13 protein-coding genes are annotated in these 15,303 nt (G+C 71.4%); 9 read left to right on the forward strand and 4 right to left on the reverse strand.

Annotated features, from left to right (window positions below; translation table 11 throughout):
• Nucleotides 1–91 precede the first annotated feature (91 nt).
• Both ABZ896_RS39295 and ABZ896_RS39300 read left to right on the forward strand, forming a co-directional pair.
• Nucleotides 92–1,660 (forward strand): hypothetical protein, encoded by a 1,569-nt coding sequence (locus ABZ896_RS39295; RefSeq protein WP_360939869.1) that lies wholly within the window; start codon nt 92–94, stop codon nt 1,658–1,660.
• Nucleotides 1,661–1,730: 70 nt separating this feature from the next.
• On the forward strand, nt 1,731–2,432 hold the full coding sequence (locus tag ABZ896_RS39300; RefSeq protein ID WP_360939871.1) for an SDR family oxidoreductase: 702 nt from the start codon (nt 1,731–1,733) through the stop codon (nt 2,430–2,432).
• Nucleotides 2,433–2,515: 83 nt separating this feature from the next.
• Here ABZ896_RS39300 and ABZ896_RS39305 read toward each other — a convergent pair whose 3' ends face one another.
• Nucleotides 2,516–3,391: an aldo/keto reductase gene (locus ABZ896_RS39305; protein WP_360939873.1), complete on the reverse strand. Its 876-nt coding sequence runs from the start codon at nt 3,389–3,391 to the stop codon at nt 2,516–2,518.
• A 159-nt stretch (nt 3,392–3,550) separates the two neighbouring features.
• Here ABZ896_RS39305 and ABZ896_RS39310 point away from each other — a divergent pair, with 159 nt between their 5' ends.
• Nucleotides 3,551–4,339, forward strand: coding sequence for a Tat pathway signal sequence domain protein (locus ABZ896_RS39310; protein ID WP_360939875.1), 789 nt, complete (start codon nt 3,551–3,553; stop codon nt 4,337–4,339).
• Nucleotides 4,340–4,346: 7 nt separating this feature from the next.
• Here ABZ896_RS39310 and ABZ896_RS39315 read toward each other — a convergent pair whose 3' ends face one another.
• Nucleotides 4,347–6,173: an AMP-binding protein gene (locus ABZ896_RS39315; RefSeq protein WP_360939877.1), complete on the reverse strand. Its 1,827-nt coding sequence runs from the start codon at nt 6,171–6,173 to the stop codon at nt 4,347–4,349.
• A 238-nt stretch (nt 6,174–6,411) separates the two neighbouring features.
• Entirely contained in the window at nt 6,412–7,911 is a 1,500-nt protein-coding gene (locus ABZ896_RS39320) for an MFS transporter (RefSeq protein WP_360939879.1), read from the reverse strand.
• A 110-nt stretch (nt 7,912–8,021) separates the two neighbouring features.
• On the opposite strand from ABZ896_RS39320, the gene ABZ896_RS39325 reads away from it, so the two are divergent.
• Nucleotides 8,022–9,029, forward strand: coding sequence for an Lrp/AsnC family transcriptional regulator (locus ABZ896_RS39325; RefSeq protein WP_360939881.1), 1,008 nt, complete (start codon nt 8,022–8,024; stop codon nt 9,027–9,029).
• On the opposite strand, the gene ABZ896_RS39330 is transcribed toward ABZ896_RS39325, so the two are convergent.
• A complete protein-coding gene (locus ABZ896_RS39330; RefSeq protein WP_360939883.1) occupies nt 9,010–9,519 on the reverse strand; it encodes an N-acetyltransferase in 510 nt (169 codons plus the stop codon). The two genes, ABZ896_RS39325 and ABZ896_RS39330, sit on opposite strands and share 20 nt — an antisense overlap.
• A 197-nt stretch (nt 9,520–9,716) precedes the next feature.
• Between ABZ896_RS39330 and ABZ896_RS39335 the strand changes: the two genes are divergently transcribed.
• From ABZ896_RS39335 to ABZ896_RS39355, 5 genes are all read left to right on the forward strand, one after another.
• Nucleotides 9,717–10,517: an SCO2525 family SAM-dependent methyltransferase gene (locus ABZ896_RS39335; RefSeq protein WP_360939885.1), complete on the forward strand. Its 801-nt coding sequence runs from the start codon at nt 9,717–9,719 to the stop codon at nt 10,515–10,517.
• Nucleotides 10,518–10,585: 68 nt separating this feature from the next.
• Nucleotides 10,586–12,433, forward strand: a complete 1,848-nt coding sequence (locus tag ABZ896_RS39340) for an SCO2524 family protein (protein WP_360939887.1) — start codon at nt 10,586–10,588, stop codon at nt 12,431–12,433.
• A complete protein-coding gene (locus ABZ896_RS39345) occupies nt 12,430–13,347 on the forward strand; it encodes an SCO2523 family variant P-loop protein (protein ID WP_360939888.1) in 918 nt (305 codons plus the stop codon). The genes ABZ896_RS39340 and ABZ896_RS39345 overlap by 4 nt, the downstream gene beginning before the upstream one ends.
• Nucleotides 13,344–14,312 (forward strand): SCO2522 family protein, encoded by a 969-nt coding sequence (locus tag ABZ896_RS39350; protein WP_360939889.1) that lies wholly within the window; start codon nt 13,344–13,346, stop codon nt 14,310–14,312. Before ABZ896_RS39345 ends, ABZ896_RS39350 begins: the two co-directional genes overlap by 4 nt.
• Nucleotide 14,313: 1 nt before the next feature.
• On the forward strand, nt 14,314–15,294 hold the full coding sequence (locus tag ABZ896_RS39355) for an SCO2521 family protein (protein WP_360939890.1): 981 nt from the start codon (nt 14,314–14,316) through the stop codon (nt 15,292–15,294).
• Nucleotides 15,295–15,303 lie beyond the last annotated feature (9 nt).

The following is a 15,303-nucleotide window of genomic DNA, read 5'->3' on the forward strand; positions in this document are numbered from 1 at the left end:
GGGCGGTGTGCCGGAGGTCTTCGGGGCGGCCGTCGTGGTGGTCGGCACCGCGAAGGTGGGCAGGGACAGGATGCTCGAGACCGACTAGGGCGTGAGCTTTGAGAACACGCCCTCCTGGACCAGCCGGGACGGCCGGATCCTGTCGACGGTGGCGCACGACAGGCTCGTCCAGTGGGACGTCACCACACACCGCCGGCTACGTGCCGTGCCGCTGCCCGGGCTCTCCGAGGGCTTCGTCGACGGCAGCGAGGACGGGCGGTACGTCGCGTATCACGATGCCGACGCGCTCGTGGTCGCCGGTCTCGCCGACGGCAGCAGGCGCCGCCTCCCGATCGGTTCATGGAGGGACACGGACGCCGCCTTCACCCCGGACGGCCGCGCCCTGTTGGTCCGTCGCCTTGCCCATGGCGCGGCCGACGAGCGCGCGGACCTGGAGATCTGGGACGTGCGCGGGGAGCGGATGTTGTTCCGCCACCAACACGGCACCGGCGACGGGCCGTTGCCCGTGCAGAGCCCCGACGGCCGCTACCTCGCCTGGTGCACGGACCACGGCGGACTGCCCCGCCTCTTCGACACGGTACGGCGGCGCCCCGTGGCCACCCCGGTGCCCGCCGCCACCGGACGGACCCTGTGCCAGGGCGACGACCTCACCTTCACCGCCGACAGCGGTGCCGTCGCCACCGCCGGCGCGGACGGGGTCGTCACCTGGGACCTGCGCACGGGCCGCGAACGCCCCCGGCTACCACTGGCCGGTGGCGGATACCGCGTCGCGTTCGCCGGCGACTACGCCCTGACCCTGAGCCCGGGCACCCTCGCCCTGTGGCGCCCGGACCTTCCCGACCCGCCGGACGACGGCCCGCGCGAGCCGCTGCTCACCTTCCCGGTCGCCTCCACGGCCACCGGTGACCTTCGGCTGGACCTCGCCGCGGGTGTGCTGCGCTACGAGGTACAGGGCCGCACCGCCTCGGTGCACACCGTCTCCCTCCAGGGGCTGACCGGCCCGGCGTGGCGGGAACGGGCGCTCGGGCAGACCGCGTTCGACAGCCGGGGCCGGTCGGCCCCGGCCCGGAAACCCCTGGTGGTGGCCGGTGCCGAGACGGTGACCGCCGACCCGTCCGGCCGTACGGCCCTCACCCCGGAGGGCCCGCTCGTCGACATCGGGACCGGCAGGAAGCGGGCGGGCGTCACCGGCGAGGACTACCTCGCGCAGGCGGCCTTCAGCCCGGACGGACGGTATCTCGCCGCAGCCGACCTCCAGGGCCGCGTCACCCTGTGGGACGCGCGCAGCTGGCGCCGGCTCGGCGTCCTCACCCACGGCGGCGGCTCCAACCGCCACGAAGCGGCCCTCGCCTTCTCCGCCGACGGCTCGCTGGTGGCCGTGGGCGACGCGGACGGCTCCGTGCGCGTCTGGGAGACGGCCGCACCGGCGCTGCCGGGCGCGACCCTGCCCGCCGGGGACGCCCCGACGCTCGCGCTCGGCATCACGCCGGGCGGCGGGGAGGTACGCCTCGCCACACCCCATCTGCCGTACCGCGCACTGCCGTTGGCGCCGAGCCGGGCGGCGGCCACGGTGTGCGCACGGGCCGCGGGTGGTCTGCCCGAGGCGGAGTGGAGAGGCTACTTCCCGTCCGCCGAGTACCGCGGCTCCTGCGGGACTTGACTTCGAGAACTCTCCAACTGATGTACTCCCACCCGTCCGGCAGAGACACCACGCAATCCGGGGGGATCCCATGACCGACACACCCGTCGCACTCATCACCGGCGGTGGCAGCGGCATCGGCGCCGCCGTCGCACGGCAACTGCTCGACGCCGGACAGCGCGTGGCCGTCACCGGGCGCCGCGAGTCCCGGCTGCGTGCCTTCGCCGAGGAACTCGGCAACCCCGAGGGCCTGTTGACCTTCCCCGGCAACGCGGCCGAGTACACGGACGTCCAGGCGGCGGTCGACGGCACGCTCAAGGAGTTCGGCCGGCTGGACACGGTCGTCGCCAACGCCGGGTTCGGCACCCACGACACCGTCGCCGAAGGGGATCCGGCCGGCTGGGCCGAGATGGTGCTGACGAACGTCCTCGGCCCCGCCCTCCTGATCCGCGCCGCCGTCGACGCGCTCAAGGAGACCCGCGGCCGGATCGTCCTGATCGGCAGCGTCGCCGGGTTCATCCACGGTCCCGGCAACATCTACGGGGCGACCAAGTGGGCGGTGACCGGCCTCGCCGAGAACACCCGCCGCCAGGTCACCGAGTTCGGCGTCGGCGTCACCCTCGTCGCGCCCGGCCGGGTGGAGACACCGTTCTGGGACGCGTACGGCAGCCTGCCGCCCGGCCACCTGCTCACCGCCGACCAGATCGCCGACTCGATCGTGTGGGCGATCCGGCAGCCCGAGGGAGTCGACGTCAACACCGTCGTCGTACGGCCGATCGGGCAGCCGGTCTGACACGGGCCCACGGCGAAGAGCGCCCCGGAACCCTTCCGGGGCGCTCTTGCCTACGGTCGAAAAGCCTCAGGCGACCGAAAGCCTCAGGCCGCGTTGAACGTCTTCGGGTCCGGCCCCAGCCGCCGGTCCTCGTTCAGCGCGCTGATCGCCGCCAGGTCCTCGGTGTCCAGGCTGAAGTCGAAGACCTCGATGTTCTCCTTGATCCGGGACGGGGTCACGGACTTCGGGATGACGACATTGCCCAGCTGGAGGTGCCAGCGCAGCACGATCTGGGCCGGGGTGCGGCCGTGCTTCTGGGCGATGGCGACGATCGCCGGGACCTCCAGGAGGCCCTTGCCGGAGCCGAGCGGCGACCAGGCCTCGGTCGCGATGCCCTGCTCCGCGTGGTACTCGCGGGCCGCGTGCTGCTGGAGGTGCGGGTGCAGCTCGATCTGGTCGACGGCCGGGATGACGGACGTCTCGGCGATGAGCCGCCGCAGGTGCTCGGGCTCGAAGTTGGAGACGCCGATCGCCTTGATCCGGCCGTCGGCGTGCAGCTTCTCGAACGCCTTGTAGGAGTCCACGTACAGGTCGCGCTCGGGGGTCGGCCAGTGGATCAGGTACAGGTCCAGGTAGTCCAGGCCGAGCTTGTCCAGCGAGGTGTCGAAGGCGCGCAGGGTCGCGTCGTAGCCCTGGTCGCTGTTCCAGAGCTTGGTGGTGACGAAGATGTCCTCGCGGGGCACGCCGGAAGCCGCGATGGCCTTGCCGGTGCCCTCTTCGTTGCCGTAGATCGCCGCTGTGTCGATGCTGCGGTACCCGGCCTCCAGGGCGGTGGCGACCGCGCGCTCGGCCTCGTCGTCCGGCACCTGCCAGACACCGAAGCCCAGCTGGGGCATCTCGACGCCGTTGTTCAGGATGATCGGGGGGACCTTGCTCACGAGCTCTTGATCCTTACGGTTGTCGTCAGGTGGTACTCCCATCGTCAACGATCACGAGCCGTGATGCATTCCTGACCGGAAAATCCGTCCGTCCTCTTTGGTTCGGACCATTGACCGCCAAGTGCCCTGACGCGACCCTGGATTGCGTCACTGAACCCTGTGCATGAATGTGAACCCCCCACCTGTGAGGTGATGTATGTCATGAACACGTCTAGAAGGGCTCTGCTGGGCACCGCCCTCGTCGGCGCGGCGGGAGCCGTGGTCGGTTTGCCGGCCGCCACCCCCGCGCACGCCGCCTCCTGGCAGCAGAAGTGGGCGCCCTCCGCGAGTAGCGACGGACTGGGCGCCTTCGAGACCGTCGAGGACGACCGGGCCGACTCGCACACCGCCGGGCAGCCGCACATCTACGCCACCGGCAGCAACTGGCGCTTCAACATGCACATGGTCGACCGGGACACCTCGACCGACCGGCAGCGCCAGGAGGTCACCGGCCTGCGCACCGGTGGCAGCAGCTATCTGAAGTGGACCGAGGGCCAGACCTGGCGGGTCACGTACTCGATGTACATCCCGAGCTCGCTGAAGGCGACCACCAGCTTCACCCACATCATGCAGATGAAGCAGCCGGGCACCGGGACCTCGCCGATCGTCGTCCAGTCGCTGCGCCGGGTGAACGGGGCGCAGACCATCGAGCTGAAGCTGTTCGACAGCGACACCCTCGTGGGGCGTACGAGCCTCGACCCGCTGCACGACAAGTGGACCGACGTCGACTTCCAGATCAAGGTCGGCAACGGCTCGGCGGGTTCGGTGCGTTGGATCCTCAAGTCCGGCGGCGCCACCGTGATCGACGCCTCCAAGACCGGCGTCGACACCTTCCTGGCCGACCGGGTGCGCCCGAAGTGGGGCATCTACTGCTCCCTGGGCGACACTTCGGGCTCGCTCCAGGACACGTACATGCTGCTGACCAACCTCCGCGGCTACCAGCTCGTGTGACGAGCCGTCAGGCCCGGTACAGCGCCTCGACCTCGCCCGCGTAGGCCGCCTCGATCGCCTTGCGCTTGAGCTTCAGCGACGGGGTGAGCAGCCCGTGCTCCTCGGTGAAGGGCTGGGCCAGGATGCGGAAGGTGCGGATCGACTCGGCCTGCGAGACCAGGGTGTTGGCGGCGACCACCGCGCGCCGCACCTCCGTCTCCAGGTCCGGGTCGCGCACCAGCTGGGCCGGGGGCATCTGCGGCTTGTCGCGCATCGCGAGCCAGTGCTCGACGGCCTCCTGCTCCAGGGTGACCAGGGCGGCGACGTAGGGCCGGTCGTTGCCGACGACGATGCACTGCGCGACCAGCGGATGGTCGCGGACCCGCTCCTCCAGCAGCCCGGGGGAGACGCTCTTGCCGCCGGAGGTGACGAGGATCTCCTTCTTGCGGCCGGTGATGGTGAGGTAGCCGTCCTCGTCGAGCGAGCCGAGGTCGCCGGTGGCCAGCCAGCCGTCGTGCAGGGTCTCGTCGGTGGCCTTCTGGTTGTTGAGATAGCCCTGGAAGACGTTGGCGCCGTGCAGCCAGATCTCGCCGTCGTCCGCGATGTGCACGGTCATGCCCGGGATGGGCGGGCCGACGGTGCCGTAGCGGGTGCGCTCGGGCGGGTTGGCGGTGGCGGCCGCCGTCGTCTCGGTGAGGCCGTAGCCCTCGTAGATGTGCACGCCCGCACCCGCGAAGAACAGGCCGAGCCTGCGGTCCATCGCCGAACCGCCGGTCATCGCCTGCCTGATCCGGCCGCCCATCGCGGCCCGCATCTTGGAGTAGACGAGCTTGTCGAAGAGCTGGTGCTGCATGCGCAGCCCCGCCGAGGGGCCCGGACCGATGCCCCAGGCCTTGGCCTCCATGGCGTCCGCGTACTTCACGGCCACGTCGACGGCCTTCTCGAAGGGCCCGGCCTTGCCCTCCTTCTCGGCCTTGCGGCGCGAGGCGTTGAAGACCTTCTCGAAGATGTACGGCACCCCGAGGAAGAAGGTCGGCTTGAACGCGGCGAGGTCCGGCAGCAGCGCGGCCGCGTTCATCTGCGGCTGGTGGCCGAAGCGCACCCCGCCGCGGATCGCCGCGATCTGCACCATCCGCCCGAAGACGTGCGCGAGCGGCAGGAACAGCAGGGTCGCCGCCTCGTCGCCCTTCTTGGAGTGGAACACCGGCTCCCACCGCTCGATGACGGTGTCCGCCTCGAACATGAAGTTGCCGTGCGTGATCACACAGCCCTTGGGACGGCCCGTGGTGCCCGAGGTGTAGATGATCGTGGCGACGGAGTCCGGGGTGACGGCCTGCCGGTGGCGGTGCACCACCTCGTCCTCGATGGCCACGCCGGCGTCGTACAGCTCCTGCACCGCGCCCGAGTCCAGCTGCCACAGGCGGTGCAGTCGCGGCAGCCGGTCGATGACCGTGGCGATGGTCATCGCGTGGTCCTCGTGCTCGACGATCGCGGCCGTGCACTCGGAGTCGTAGAGCGCCCAGAAGCACTGCTCTGCGGAGGAGGTCGGGTAGAGGGGCACCACCTGGGCGCCGATCGACAGCAGTGCGAAGTCGAAGAGCGTCCACTCGTACCGGGTCCGGGACATGATCGCGACCCGGTCGCCGAAGCGGATGCCCTGCGCGAGCAGCCCCTTGGCGAGGGCCATCACCTCGTCCCGGAACTCCGCCGAGGTCACGTCCCGCCACTCGCCCGCGTCGTCCTTGCGGCCGAGCGCGATGTGCAGCGGGTCCTCCTGGGTATGCCGGAAGACGACGTCGGCCAGTCCGCCCACCGGGGGTGCCAACGCCAACGGCGGGTTGGTGAACTCGCGCAAACCCCTCTCCCCGCTTCTCGTGGCGCCTCGCACAGCGCCGTGAAAGCTACCCCACCTTCAGACGGGAGGGGAGGGGGGCCGAATCCGAGGGGTGCTCACGTATGGGCTGGTCAGTGGCGGAAAATACGCTCACATGGGGAAGGGTCGGACAGAAAGCTGACGGTTGAGTAAGTTTCGGCACCCTAATCTCCACCGAATCTGTACGACCCGACTACGGCTCATGACCTTGGAGAAACGGTCACTCCCGCGCTGTCCTCTCCCTCTCCTTCAGCGCCGACGACCCGGAATTTGTCACTCCGGTGCGTTCGGCGCCGTCCGCCCGGACGAGGGTGAGCACCAGGGCCGCCGCGGCCACTCCGGCGGCGCCCATCACCACGAAGGCCGAGTTCAGGCCAGAGGCGAACGCGGAACGCAGCGCGTGCTCACCGAAGGTGCCCCGCAGGGCCCCCGCGCCACCGCCCGCCAGGGTGTGCGCCGCCTCGCGCGGCAGCGCGTCCCGCATCCGCGAGGTCAGCACGGTCCCGCAGACGGCGACCCCGAGCGCGTACCCGAGCTGCCGGAAGGTGTTCACCGCCCCGCCCGCCATGCCCGAACGCTCCGCGGGCACCGCCGCCAGCGCCGCGCCCCCGAGCGCGGGCGAGACCAGCCCGGTGCCCACGCCCACCAGCACCAGGCCGGGCGTCAGCGCCGTCCAGGTCGAGCCCGCACCGAGGACCGCCTGGCAGAACGACCCCACCCCGACCAGCAGCAGCCCACCGCCGATGGTCAGCCGGACGGGCACCCCGTGCAGCAGCCGCCCGCCGAGGATCGCGACCACGACGGCCGCCCCCGTCATCGGCAGCAGCGTCAGCCCGCCGCGCACCGGGCTCATCCCGAGCAGCGTCTGCATCCAGATCGAGGTGTACGCGATCACCCCGAACGCCACGCCGTTGAAGGCCAGCGCCCCCGCCATCACCCCCACGAAGGCGGGCCTGCGCAGCAGCGACAGATCGAGCAGCGGATGCGCGACCCGCAGCTCCACGACCACGAAGCAGACCAGGGCGAGAGCCGCGAGCCCGAACGAGGTGAGCGTGCCGGCCGCCGTCCAGCCGTCCTTCCCGGCCCGCACCACGGAGTACGTCGTCCCGCCCGCGAAGCCGGCGAACGCGACCGTCCCCAGCCAGTCCACGCGCATTCCGCGCGGCCCCTTCGACTCGGGCACGACCCGCAGCGTCAGCCAGACCGCGACCACGCTCACCGGCAGGTTCACGAAGAAGATCCACCGCCAGCCCGGCCCCTCGGTGAGCAGCCCGCCCAGCACCGGACCGACCGCCGCGGCCCCACCGCTGACCGCGCCCCACACCCCGAGCGCCACGGAACGCCGCCTGCCCTGGTAGACGGATCCGAGCAGCGGCAGGGTCGTCGCGAACACCGCCGCCGCGCCCACGCCCTGCACCGCCCGCGCGGCCACCAGCGTCCCCGGTCCGGACGCCAACCCGCACAGCGCCGACGCCGCGGCGAACAGCACCACGCCCACCACATGCACGCGTCGCCGCCCCAGGATGTCGGCGGCGGCTCCGGCCCCCAGCAGCAGCGCGGCCATCGCCAGCGCGTATCCGTCCACGACCCACTGCAGATCCCCGAGCGAGGCGTGCAACGCCCCCGCCATGTCCGGCAGGGCGACCACCACGATCGTCACGTCCAGCAACAGCATGAACGTCCCCAGGCATACGGCCGTCAACGGCCCCCACGTACGCATGTCCCCAACTCCTCTGTCCTACGGATGCGTCTCGATCCGTACGATGGGCCCGACCCGGACGATCGCACCGGTGTCCGGCACCGAACCGCCGGAACCCGACAGGAGTGGGCATGCTGACGATGGATTCCCCCACCTTCGATCTGCTGGACCTGCGGCTGCTCTGCGCTCTGGAGGTCAACGGCCGGGCCTCCTTCAGCCGGCTCGGCACGGTGCTCGGCGCCTCCGACCAGACGATCGCCCGCCGCTACCGCCGACTGTGCGCCGAGGCCGGCCTGCGGGTCGTGGTCCTGCCCGACCCCTTCCGCCTCGGCCACGACCAGTGGATGCTCCGGGTGCGCTGCGCACCCGACAGCGCCCCGGCCATCTCGGAAGCTCTGGCCAAGCGCCCGGACACGGGTTGGATCGGCCTCGCCTCCGGCGGCACGGAGATCGTCTGCATGACCCGCCCCCGCAGCCCCGACGACCACGACGAACTCCTCCTCGGCAAGCTCCCGCGCACCCCGAGCGTCATGGAGATCCGCGCCCACCAGCTCCTGCACCGCTTCTACGGCGGCCCAGGGGGCTGGACCGGAAAGTTCGGCGCGCTGACGCGGGAGGAGATCACGGCGCTGACCCCGGACGCACAGCCAGGGCCCGCGTCTCTCACCCCGGAGGACGAACTCCTCCTGGCGGTCCTGGAACACGACGGCCGCGCGGGCTACCCGGAACTCCAACGCGCGACAGGCCGCTCCGAGTCCGCGGTGAAACGCAGACTGGCGACCCTGCTCGGCTCGGGCGCGGTGTACGTGGACATCGAGTACAACTCAGAGGTCCTCGGCTACCCGCGCGCGGCGGCCCTGTGGATCACCGCGGACCCGGGCGCCCTCCACTCGGTCGGCCAGGCCCTGGCCACCCACGACGAGGTGGCCTTCGCCAGCGCGACAGCGGGCCCGTCCAACATCCTGGTGACGTCGGTGGTGAGGGACACGGCGGGTCTGTACGCCTACCTCAGCGGCCCCCTCGGCAGCCTTGAGGGAGTGCGGCACGTGGAGGCGACGCCCTTTCTGCGGCGGGTCAAGCAGCTGACCTATCCGGCACCGCGCCGACCCGGCCCCGCCGTCACAGCGAGCGCACCATGATCAGTCGGTGCTGACCCGGTCCGAAGTACTCCGGTCGCTCGTCCGTGAGCACGAAACCGAGCGAACCGTACAGCTCCACCGCGGGGGTGTTGCTGGGGTCGACGGTCAGGGCCGCCTCCACCACCTGCTCGCGACGCAGGCGTTCCAGCGCTTCCCGCAGCAGCTGTCGCCCGTATCCCCGGCCGCGCGCCCGCGCATCGACCCCGAGCCCCAGGATCCAGCTGCGCTTGTGATCGGAGCGGGTGCCCGCGAGCACGTACCCGAGCAGGTCCGTGCCGTCGTCGAGCACCAGCAGGTCGTCCCCGTGGACGTCGAAGAGCTGGCGCAACACGAAGAAGGGGTAGGGGAATTCGGGGAAGAGGTGCTCGTCGAGACGGGTGAGCCGGGGCAGATCCGACTCCCGTGCGGGACGCAGCGTCACCGGGGCGGCGGGCGTGGCGGGCCCGCGCGCGGCGGGCGGCGGAAGAGGGTCTCCGGTCGGTGCGGGCATTGCTGTCCTTCTGGAGCGTGAGACGAGGCGAAGGGCGTCGGCCCAAGGGCGAACTCCTGCGCCGGGATGTCGAATTGTGCGTCAGTGGAACCATGGCCGGGTTCAGGCGCGCGCCCTGACACGGGACTTGTCACCATCCTGGCCCCGTGCGGACCATTCCCTCATACCATGGAACGACCCGAGGCGAGGGGGAGAGAGTGCATGAGCCGTCAGGGCAGGTGCTCAACGAAGACGCTCCGTGGAACTCTTTCGACCCGCGCACCTATGTCGAGACCAACTACCGCTGTCTGACCGGGGAGGACGCCCGGATCCTGGAGATCGTCCGGGACCACTTCGTCGGCCATTTCGAGCATGCGGGCGACGACCGGTCCTCGCTCCGCGGTATTGACGTCGGCACCGGCGGAAACCTCTATCCGGCTCTCTCCCTGCTGCCGTGGTGCCACGAAATCACCCTGTGCGACCGGGCCGCGCCGAACGTGGAATGGCTCAAGAGGCAGGAGTGGGACGCCCTTTCGGAAGGCGGGGCGTGGCTGTGGAACCAGTTCTGGGAGATCCTCGCGCTGCGCCCGCCCTACCGCTCGATCCCGCAGCCGCGTTCCCGGCTGGGCACCGCGGTCCGCGTCGAACAGGGCAACCTCTTCGACCTGCCGTCCGGGGCCTGGGGCATCGGCACCATGTTCTTCGTGGCGGAGTCGATGTCCACCTCCCACGAAGAGTTCGCGCGGGCCGTCCGCAGCTTCCTCCACTCACTCGAACCGGGCGCCCCGTTCGCCGCCGCGTTTGTCGAGGGGTCCGCCGGGTATCACGTCGGTCCGGAGACCTATCCGGCCTGCCGGGTGAGCGACACCCACGTAAGGGCCTGTCTCCGGCCGTACGCCGACTCGTTCGAGATCACTCTCGTCGATCCCTCCGACCCCCCCTTTCGTGACGGCTACACCGGGATGATCGTGGCCTGCGGGCGGCGCAATTCCCGCCCGGCAGGCCCGGAAGATCTCTAGTACATGAGGGCGGAGAGCCGCTCGACGGTGATTGGTCCGGCGGCGGGGGACGGTCGAAGGGGGGGCAGATGCAGATCAGTCCGCGGCGGCAACTGCTGGACGTGTGGTCGGGCATCGTGAACGGGTGCGTCACGGAAGGGAAATGGAACGGGTGGGCGGACGGCGACCGCGGCAGCGTGGAGGACGCGGAGCGTCTGCTGTGCCTGATGTACCCGGCCACGGAGATCCCCGACTTCCGGCTCGGCGATCCGGATCTGCTGCAGGACGACGTGCAGCGGGTGCTGGCGGAGCTCGGCGGGCCGCTGGACGTCCCGGAGGCGCTCTGCCGGGCACTCGGCGACTTCACGGCGACCCACACCCGGGACGGTGCACCCGACTTCTCCGCAGGCGGCTATCTCGCCGGCGCCGAGCCGGGCCGTGAAGCGACCGCGGCGCAGCGAAGGCTCGCTACCGTGGACTCCTTCTCCATGTCCCTCACCCTGTGCCTGGCGACTCTCGGCTTCCTCAAGGCGCTGACGGACAGACTGCCCGGTGGCCGGGTGCAGACCCTCGCCGACCGGTTAAGGCGAGCCACGGAAATCCGACTCACCGCCGCCATGGTGGGTCTGCTTCGCTCGTTCACCGTGCATGTCTTCTCCGCCGAATCGGCCCGGGGACGTCTCTTGTGCGAGTTGCTGGGGCAGGAGCGGACCGCCGACCGGATCGTCCTCGACCGGTTCCACGACAGCTTCCGCCGACTGCGCGCGACCATCAGGGACAACTTCGACCCGGACGGCGAACTCCTCGCCGGTCTCGCCAGGCGGCATCAGCTCTTCGAATGCGGCTGGTCCTGGGGCATCGTCCGCGACGCGCCGCCCGTTCCCACAGACGAGGAGATCGGACCGCAGCCCGAGGGCTGCGCGGCGGCCACGGCCTCGCCGTACTTCACTGTCGTGGCCCTCGACGGCATCGACGACCTCTTCTCGGAGCGCACCCTCACTCTCGGACTGCTCAACACGGAACAGCAGCGGCTGGCCGAGGCGCTGCGGCTGCGGCGTGAGATCGCCCAGCAGTACTGGTCCGGCATCGCGCGTTTCGACCGCACACACTGGCCGTTGGAGGACATCCCCTGGCGCACCGCCGAGGACAGTGCGACAGCCGAGTACTACACCCTGTGCGTCACCTCCGTCCTGGTCCACGGCCTCGGCCGCCGGCGCTCCGCCGAGGACGACGTGACCCGGGCCGTCACCGTCCTGGAACGCCTGGCCGAGCGGGGGCGCGTCACCAGCCGTACGACGGCCGGCGACCCGGCCGTACGTCTGCACAGCCCGGGCGTCGTCCTGGAGCTGCCGGGCAGTGAACTCCTCGGTCCGCCGCTGTGCCGCACGGTGAACGACTTCTCCCCCCAACTCCTCAAACGAGCCGTTCAGTTGAGCGCCATGACCCGGGCGCTCCCGGACCGGAACCGGCTGCTTGCACTGGCCGAGCAGACCATGGAGCACCTGTGGCTGCGCCGCAGAAGGGAAGGCGCCGGCGCCGGTCTGTGGGACGAAGTCCGAGGCATCGACCCCCTTGCCCCCATACCGGAGGCGGAGCCCTCGTGGGGATTCACCGAGCGGGTCGTGGAGGCACTGGTCGCCGCGGCCGGCCTGTACGCGCAGCCGCCCCCGCGCAGCGAGACCCTCGCCGAACTCGCCCGCACCATGATCGGCGAGGCCGCCCATCTGCTCGGAGTCGAACAACAGCGGCCGGCACCGGGCACCACGAGCCCCGCCGGACAGTCCTTGGCCGCCGTCGGGTCCCGGCTGAGCCGGGCCGGACGACTCGTCGAGGACCGGCCGGGCACCGCCTGCGCCCTGGCCATGTCCGTGCTCGCGGACCTCGACGCGCTCGCCCGGGCTCGCGAGACCGCACCGGGAGGAGGACACACACCGTGATCTTCTTCGCCGCCTCGGACAAGGGAGGCACCGGCCGCTCGGTCACCACGGCGAACCTCGCCTACCGCAGGGCGCTGAGCGGTGACGACGTCTGCTATGTCGACTTCGACTTCGGCTCGCCCACCACGGCGGCGGTCTTCGACGTGCCGGGCGCGCTCAGCGGCATCGAGAAGGACGGCCTGCACTCCTATCTGCGCGGAGGCTGTGGCGAGCCCGAGCGGATCGACGTGTGGGCCCGCACCGAGCACCCGGAACTGCGGCTGCGTCCCGTCGGCGCGGGCCGGCTGGTACTTCTGCCCGGCGACCTGAGCGGCGGCGAGTTCGCCATCGACGCGGACACCCTGCGTCGCTGTGCCGACCTCCTGCTGCGCCTGAGCGGCGAGTTCGACCTCGTTCTGGTCGACCTGAGCGCGGGACGCAGCTTCGCGATGGAGATGGCGCTGACCGTGACCTCGATGCCCGAGACCCGCGGACTGCCGGCCCGCTGGCTCGTCTACCACCGCTGGACCCGCCAGCATGTGGTCGCCGCCGCCGGACTGGTCCACGGCAGCCGCGGCATCGTCGCCGGTGGGGTCGCCCGCGGCCACGACGAGGAACTGCTGCGCGGCGCGATCCGCTTCGTCCGGGCGGCCGTACCCGATGCCGACTCGCCCGTGTGGTCACAGCTGACGCCGGCCCAGGCGGCGTGGCTGCGCGAGTGCGACCTCTCCCTGCGGGAACTGGCGGCCGAACTCGGCGTCGGCTACGCCAGGGTGCTTGGCTCGACACCGCTGGAGCCCGTGCTGCAGTGGCGCGAACAGCTCATCACCGACACCGACGTGGACGACCGTGGCATCGTCACCCCGCAGACCCGGCAGGCCCTCATGGACCTCGCCGACCGGCTGACCGACGACAAGGCCTGGGGGCGGCCGTGACCGGCCGCCGAGTCCCGGTGTTCCAGGAGGCCACCGACGCTCCGCGCACCCAGGCCGTTCCACTCGCCCACGTCTCCCTGGAACTCGGCCACTTGTACGCCGAGGACTTCGAGGCGGGCCCCGGCCGGCTGCGTGAACACTTCGCCCGGGTACGGCCCTTCGTGGACGCCGTACGGTCGTCGGCCGCCGTGTCCGCCGCCGGCCGGAAGCCCCGCGTCAGTACCTGCTTCCTGGTCGACGACTACCTGAGACCGCTCGCCCCGCCCAGCGAGGTGCTGCCCGTGCTGCTGGACGCCGCAGAGCGCGCGGGCGTCCGCGTCGACTACCTGGCCAGGGAGTCCGCGTGCGCGGTCGCGGGCCGGATACCGCTCGCCGACCACCTGGTGCAGCAGCTGGTGGAGTCTCCGCCGCCGGGCAGCGACGGCTCCCGGCCACCTGTCGGACAGACCGGCTGGCTCTCCAACGGCGAACGCTCGCCTGCCGCCCCGCGCCAGGCCATGGCCCCCGTTCCGGTCTGGCGGCCGCCCGCCGAGACCGCGGCCCGGCGCCACTCCATCTTCACCGATGTCCAGCTGTGGGACGAACAGGACGGGAAGCGCACCTGGTCATGCGCCTTCCTCTCCGCCGTATGGCAGCTAGCCCGGCTTGGGCTGCTGCGGGACCGTGGAGAAACCGTGCTGCTGCCGGTGGGGTACGACGGGGCCCCGTTCCCACGGCACTGGGCGGAACTGCCCGCACTGACCCGGCTGGAGGAGACCGCGGCACCCTTCTCCGCCTACCTCACCTGGTCGGTGCTCCCCTCCCGCTTTCTCGCCGTGGAGCACGCCGTTCGGGTCGTCCTCGACCAGGTCGCGGCGGACCCGGCGGCCCTGCGCCAGGTGACCGAGCGCTCAGCGCGCGAGGAGCTGCCGGTGCCCGAATCGATCGCCGAACGGGTGTCCTACGTCTTCTACCCGGAGCCGTGAGATGCGCGCCACGGGGGAGTCCGGAACAGTCACCGCGCTGGCCTTCGGTGAGGTGCGCACCGCGTTGCTCGCCACATCCCGGACCCTGGCCCACGAGGAGGCCGGGCGGCTGATGCGCCTGCGGGAGGGCGACTGGGTACGCGTTTCCTCCCGTCCCCGGCTGCACGCGGTGTCCCCGGACTTCCTCACCGGCGTGGACTGCCCGCTGCCCTCCGCCGGCGGAGCGCGCATTCGGGGTGTCGGAACGGTCACCGCCCACGCGGTGCTGACCGACGGACGTATCCTCCAGACCGCTGCCCGTCTCGCCGCGCCCGCCGCAGGCATTCACGAACGCCGCCCCTGGGGCCGCTATTTGGCGGAACCGGGCGTCGTCCAGCCCTTCGGGCGGCTGTCCGCCGCCGATGTCGCCGAGGGCTGGCTGGCCGGGCGGGGCCGGCGAGGGGACCTCGCGCTCGGTGCGATCGCCGAGCGCCTGCTCGCCGAGGTGACCCGCCATCCCCTGCTGGACCGCCGTCCGCCCTTCACCTCCCGCCCGACCAGGCTTCGGTGGGCTGCCGTGCGAGCGGCGGGGGACGAGGGACCGGTCGTGGAACGGTTCACGGTCGACGAGGACGGGCAGCGGGCGGTGCGGCTGCGGCTGCCGGAAGACACGCCGTGGCTGGAGGCCGAACGCTTCAGCGAGGACCTCGCCCTGCACGACTGGCTGTTGACGACGCTCATGTCCGTGATCGAGCGCAGCCGGGCGGGTGCGACGGACGGCGGTGTGGCGCTGTGGGCGCTGCGGCCGGCCGTGGACCATCTGCTGCACGCGTGGATGCCGAAGGCGTTCGTGGACCCCGCGCTGGCCGTGTTGTGGGACGCGCTGGAGCGGGAGACCGGGTTCACGCGGCAGTGGGAGTCGATGGTCCAGCGCGTCAGGGACCAGCTGGCGCTGGCCCTCGTGGACCTGGCGGGCCGTCCGGCGAGCTGGAACGGGGGATGAGATGGCGGA

Origin of the sequence: Streptomyces sp. NPDC047072, from assembly GCF_040643855.1 — a bacterium.
Taxonomy (GTDB): domain Bacteria; phylum Actinomycetota; class Actinomycetes; order Streptomycetales; family Streptomycetaceae; genus Streptomyces.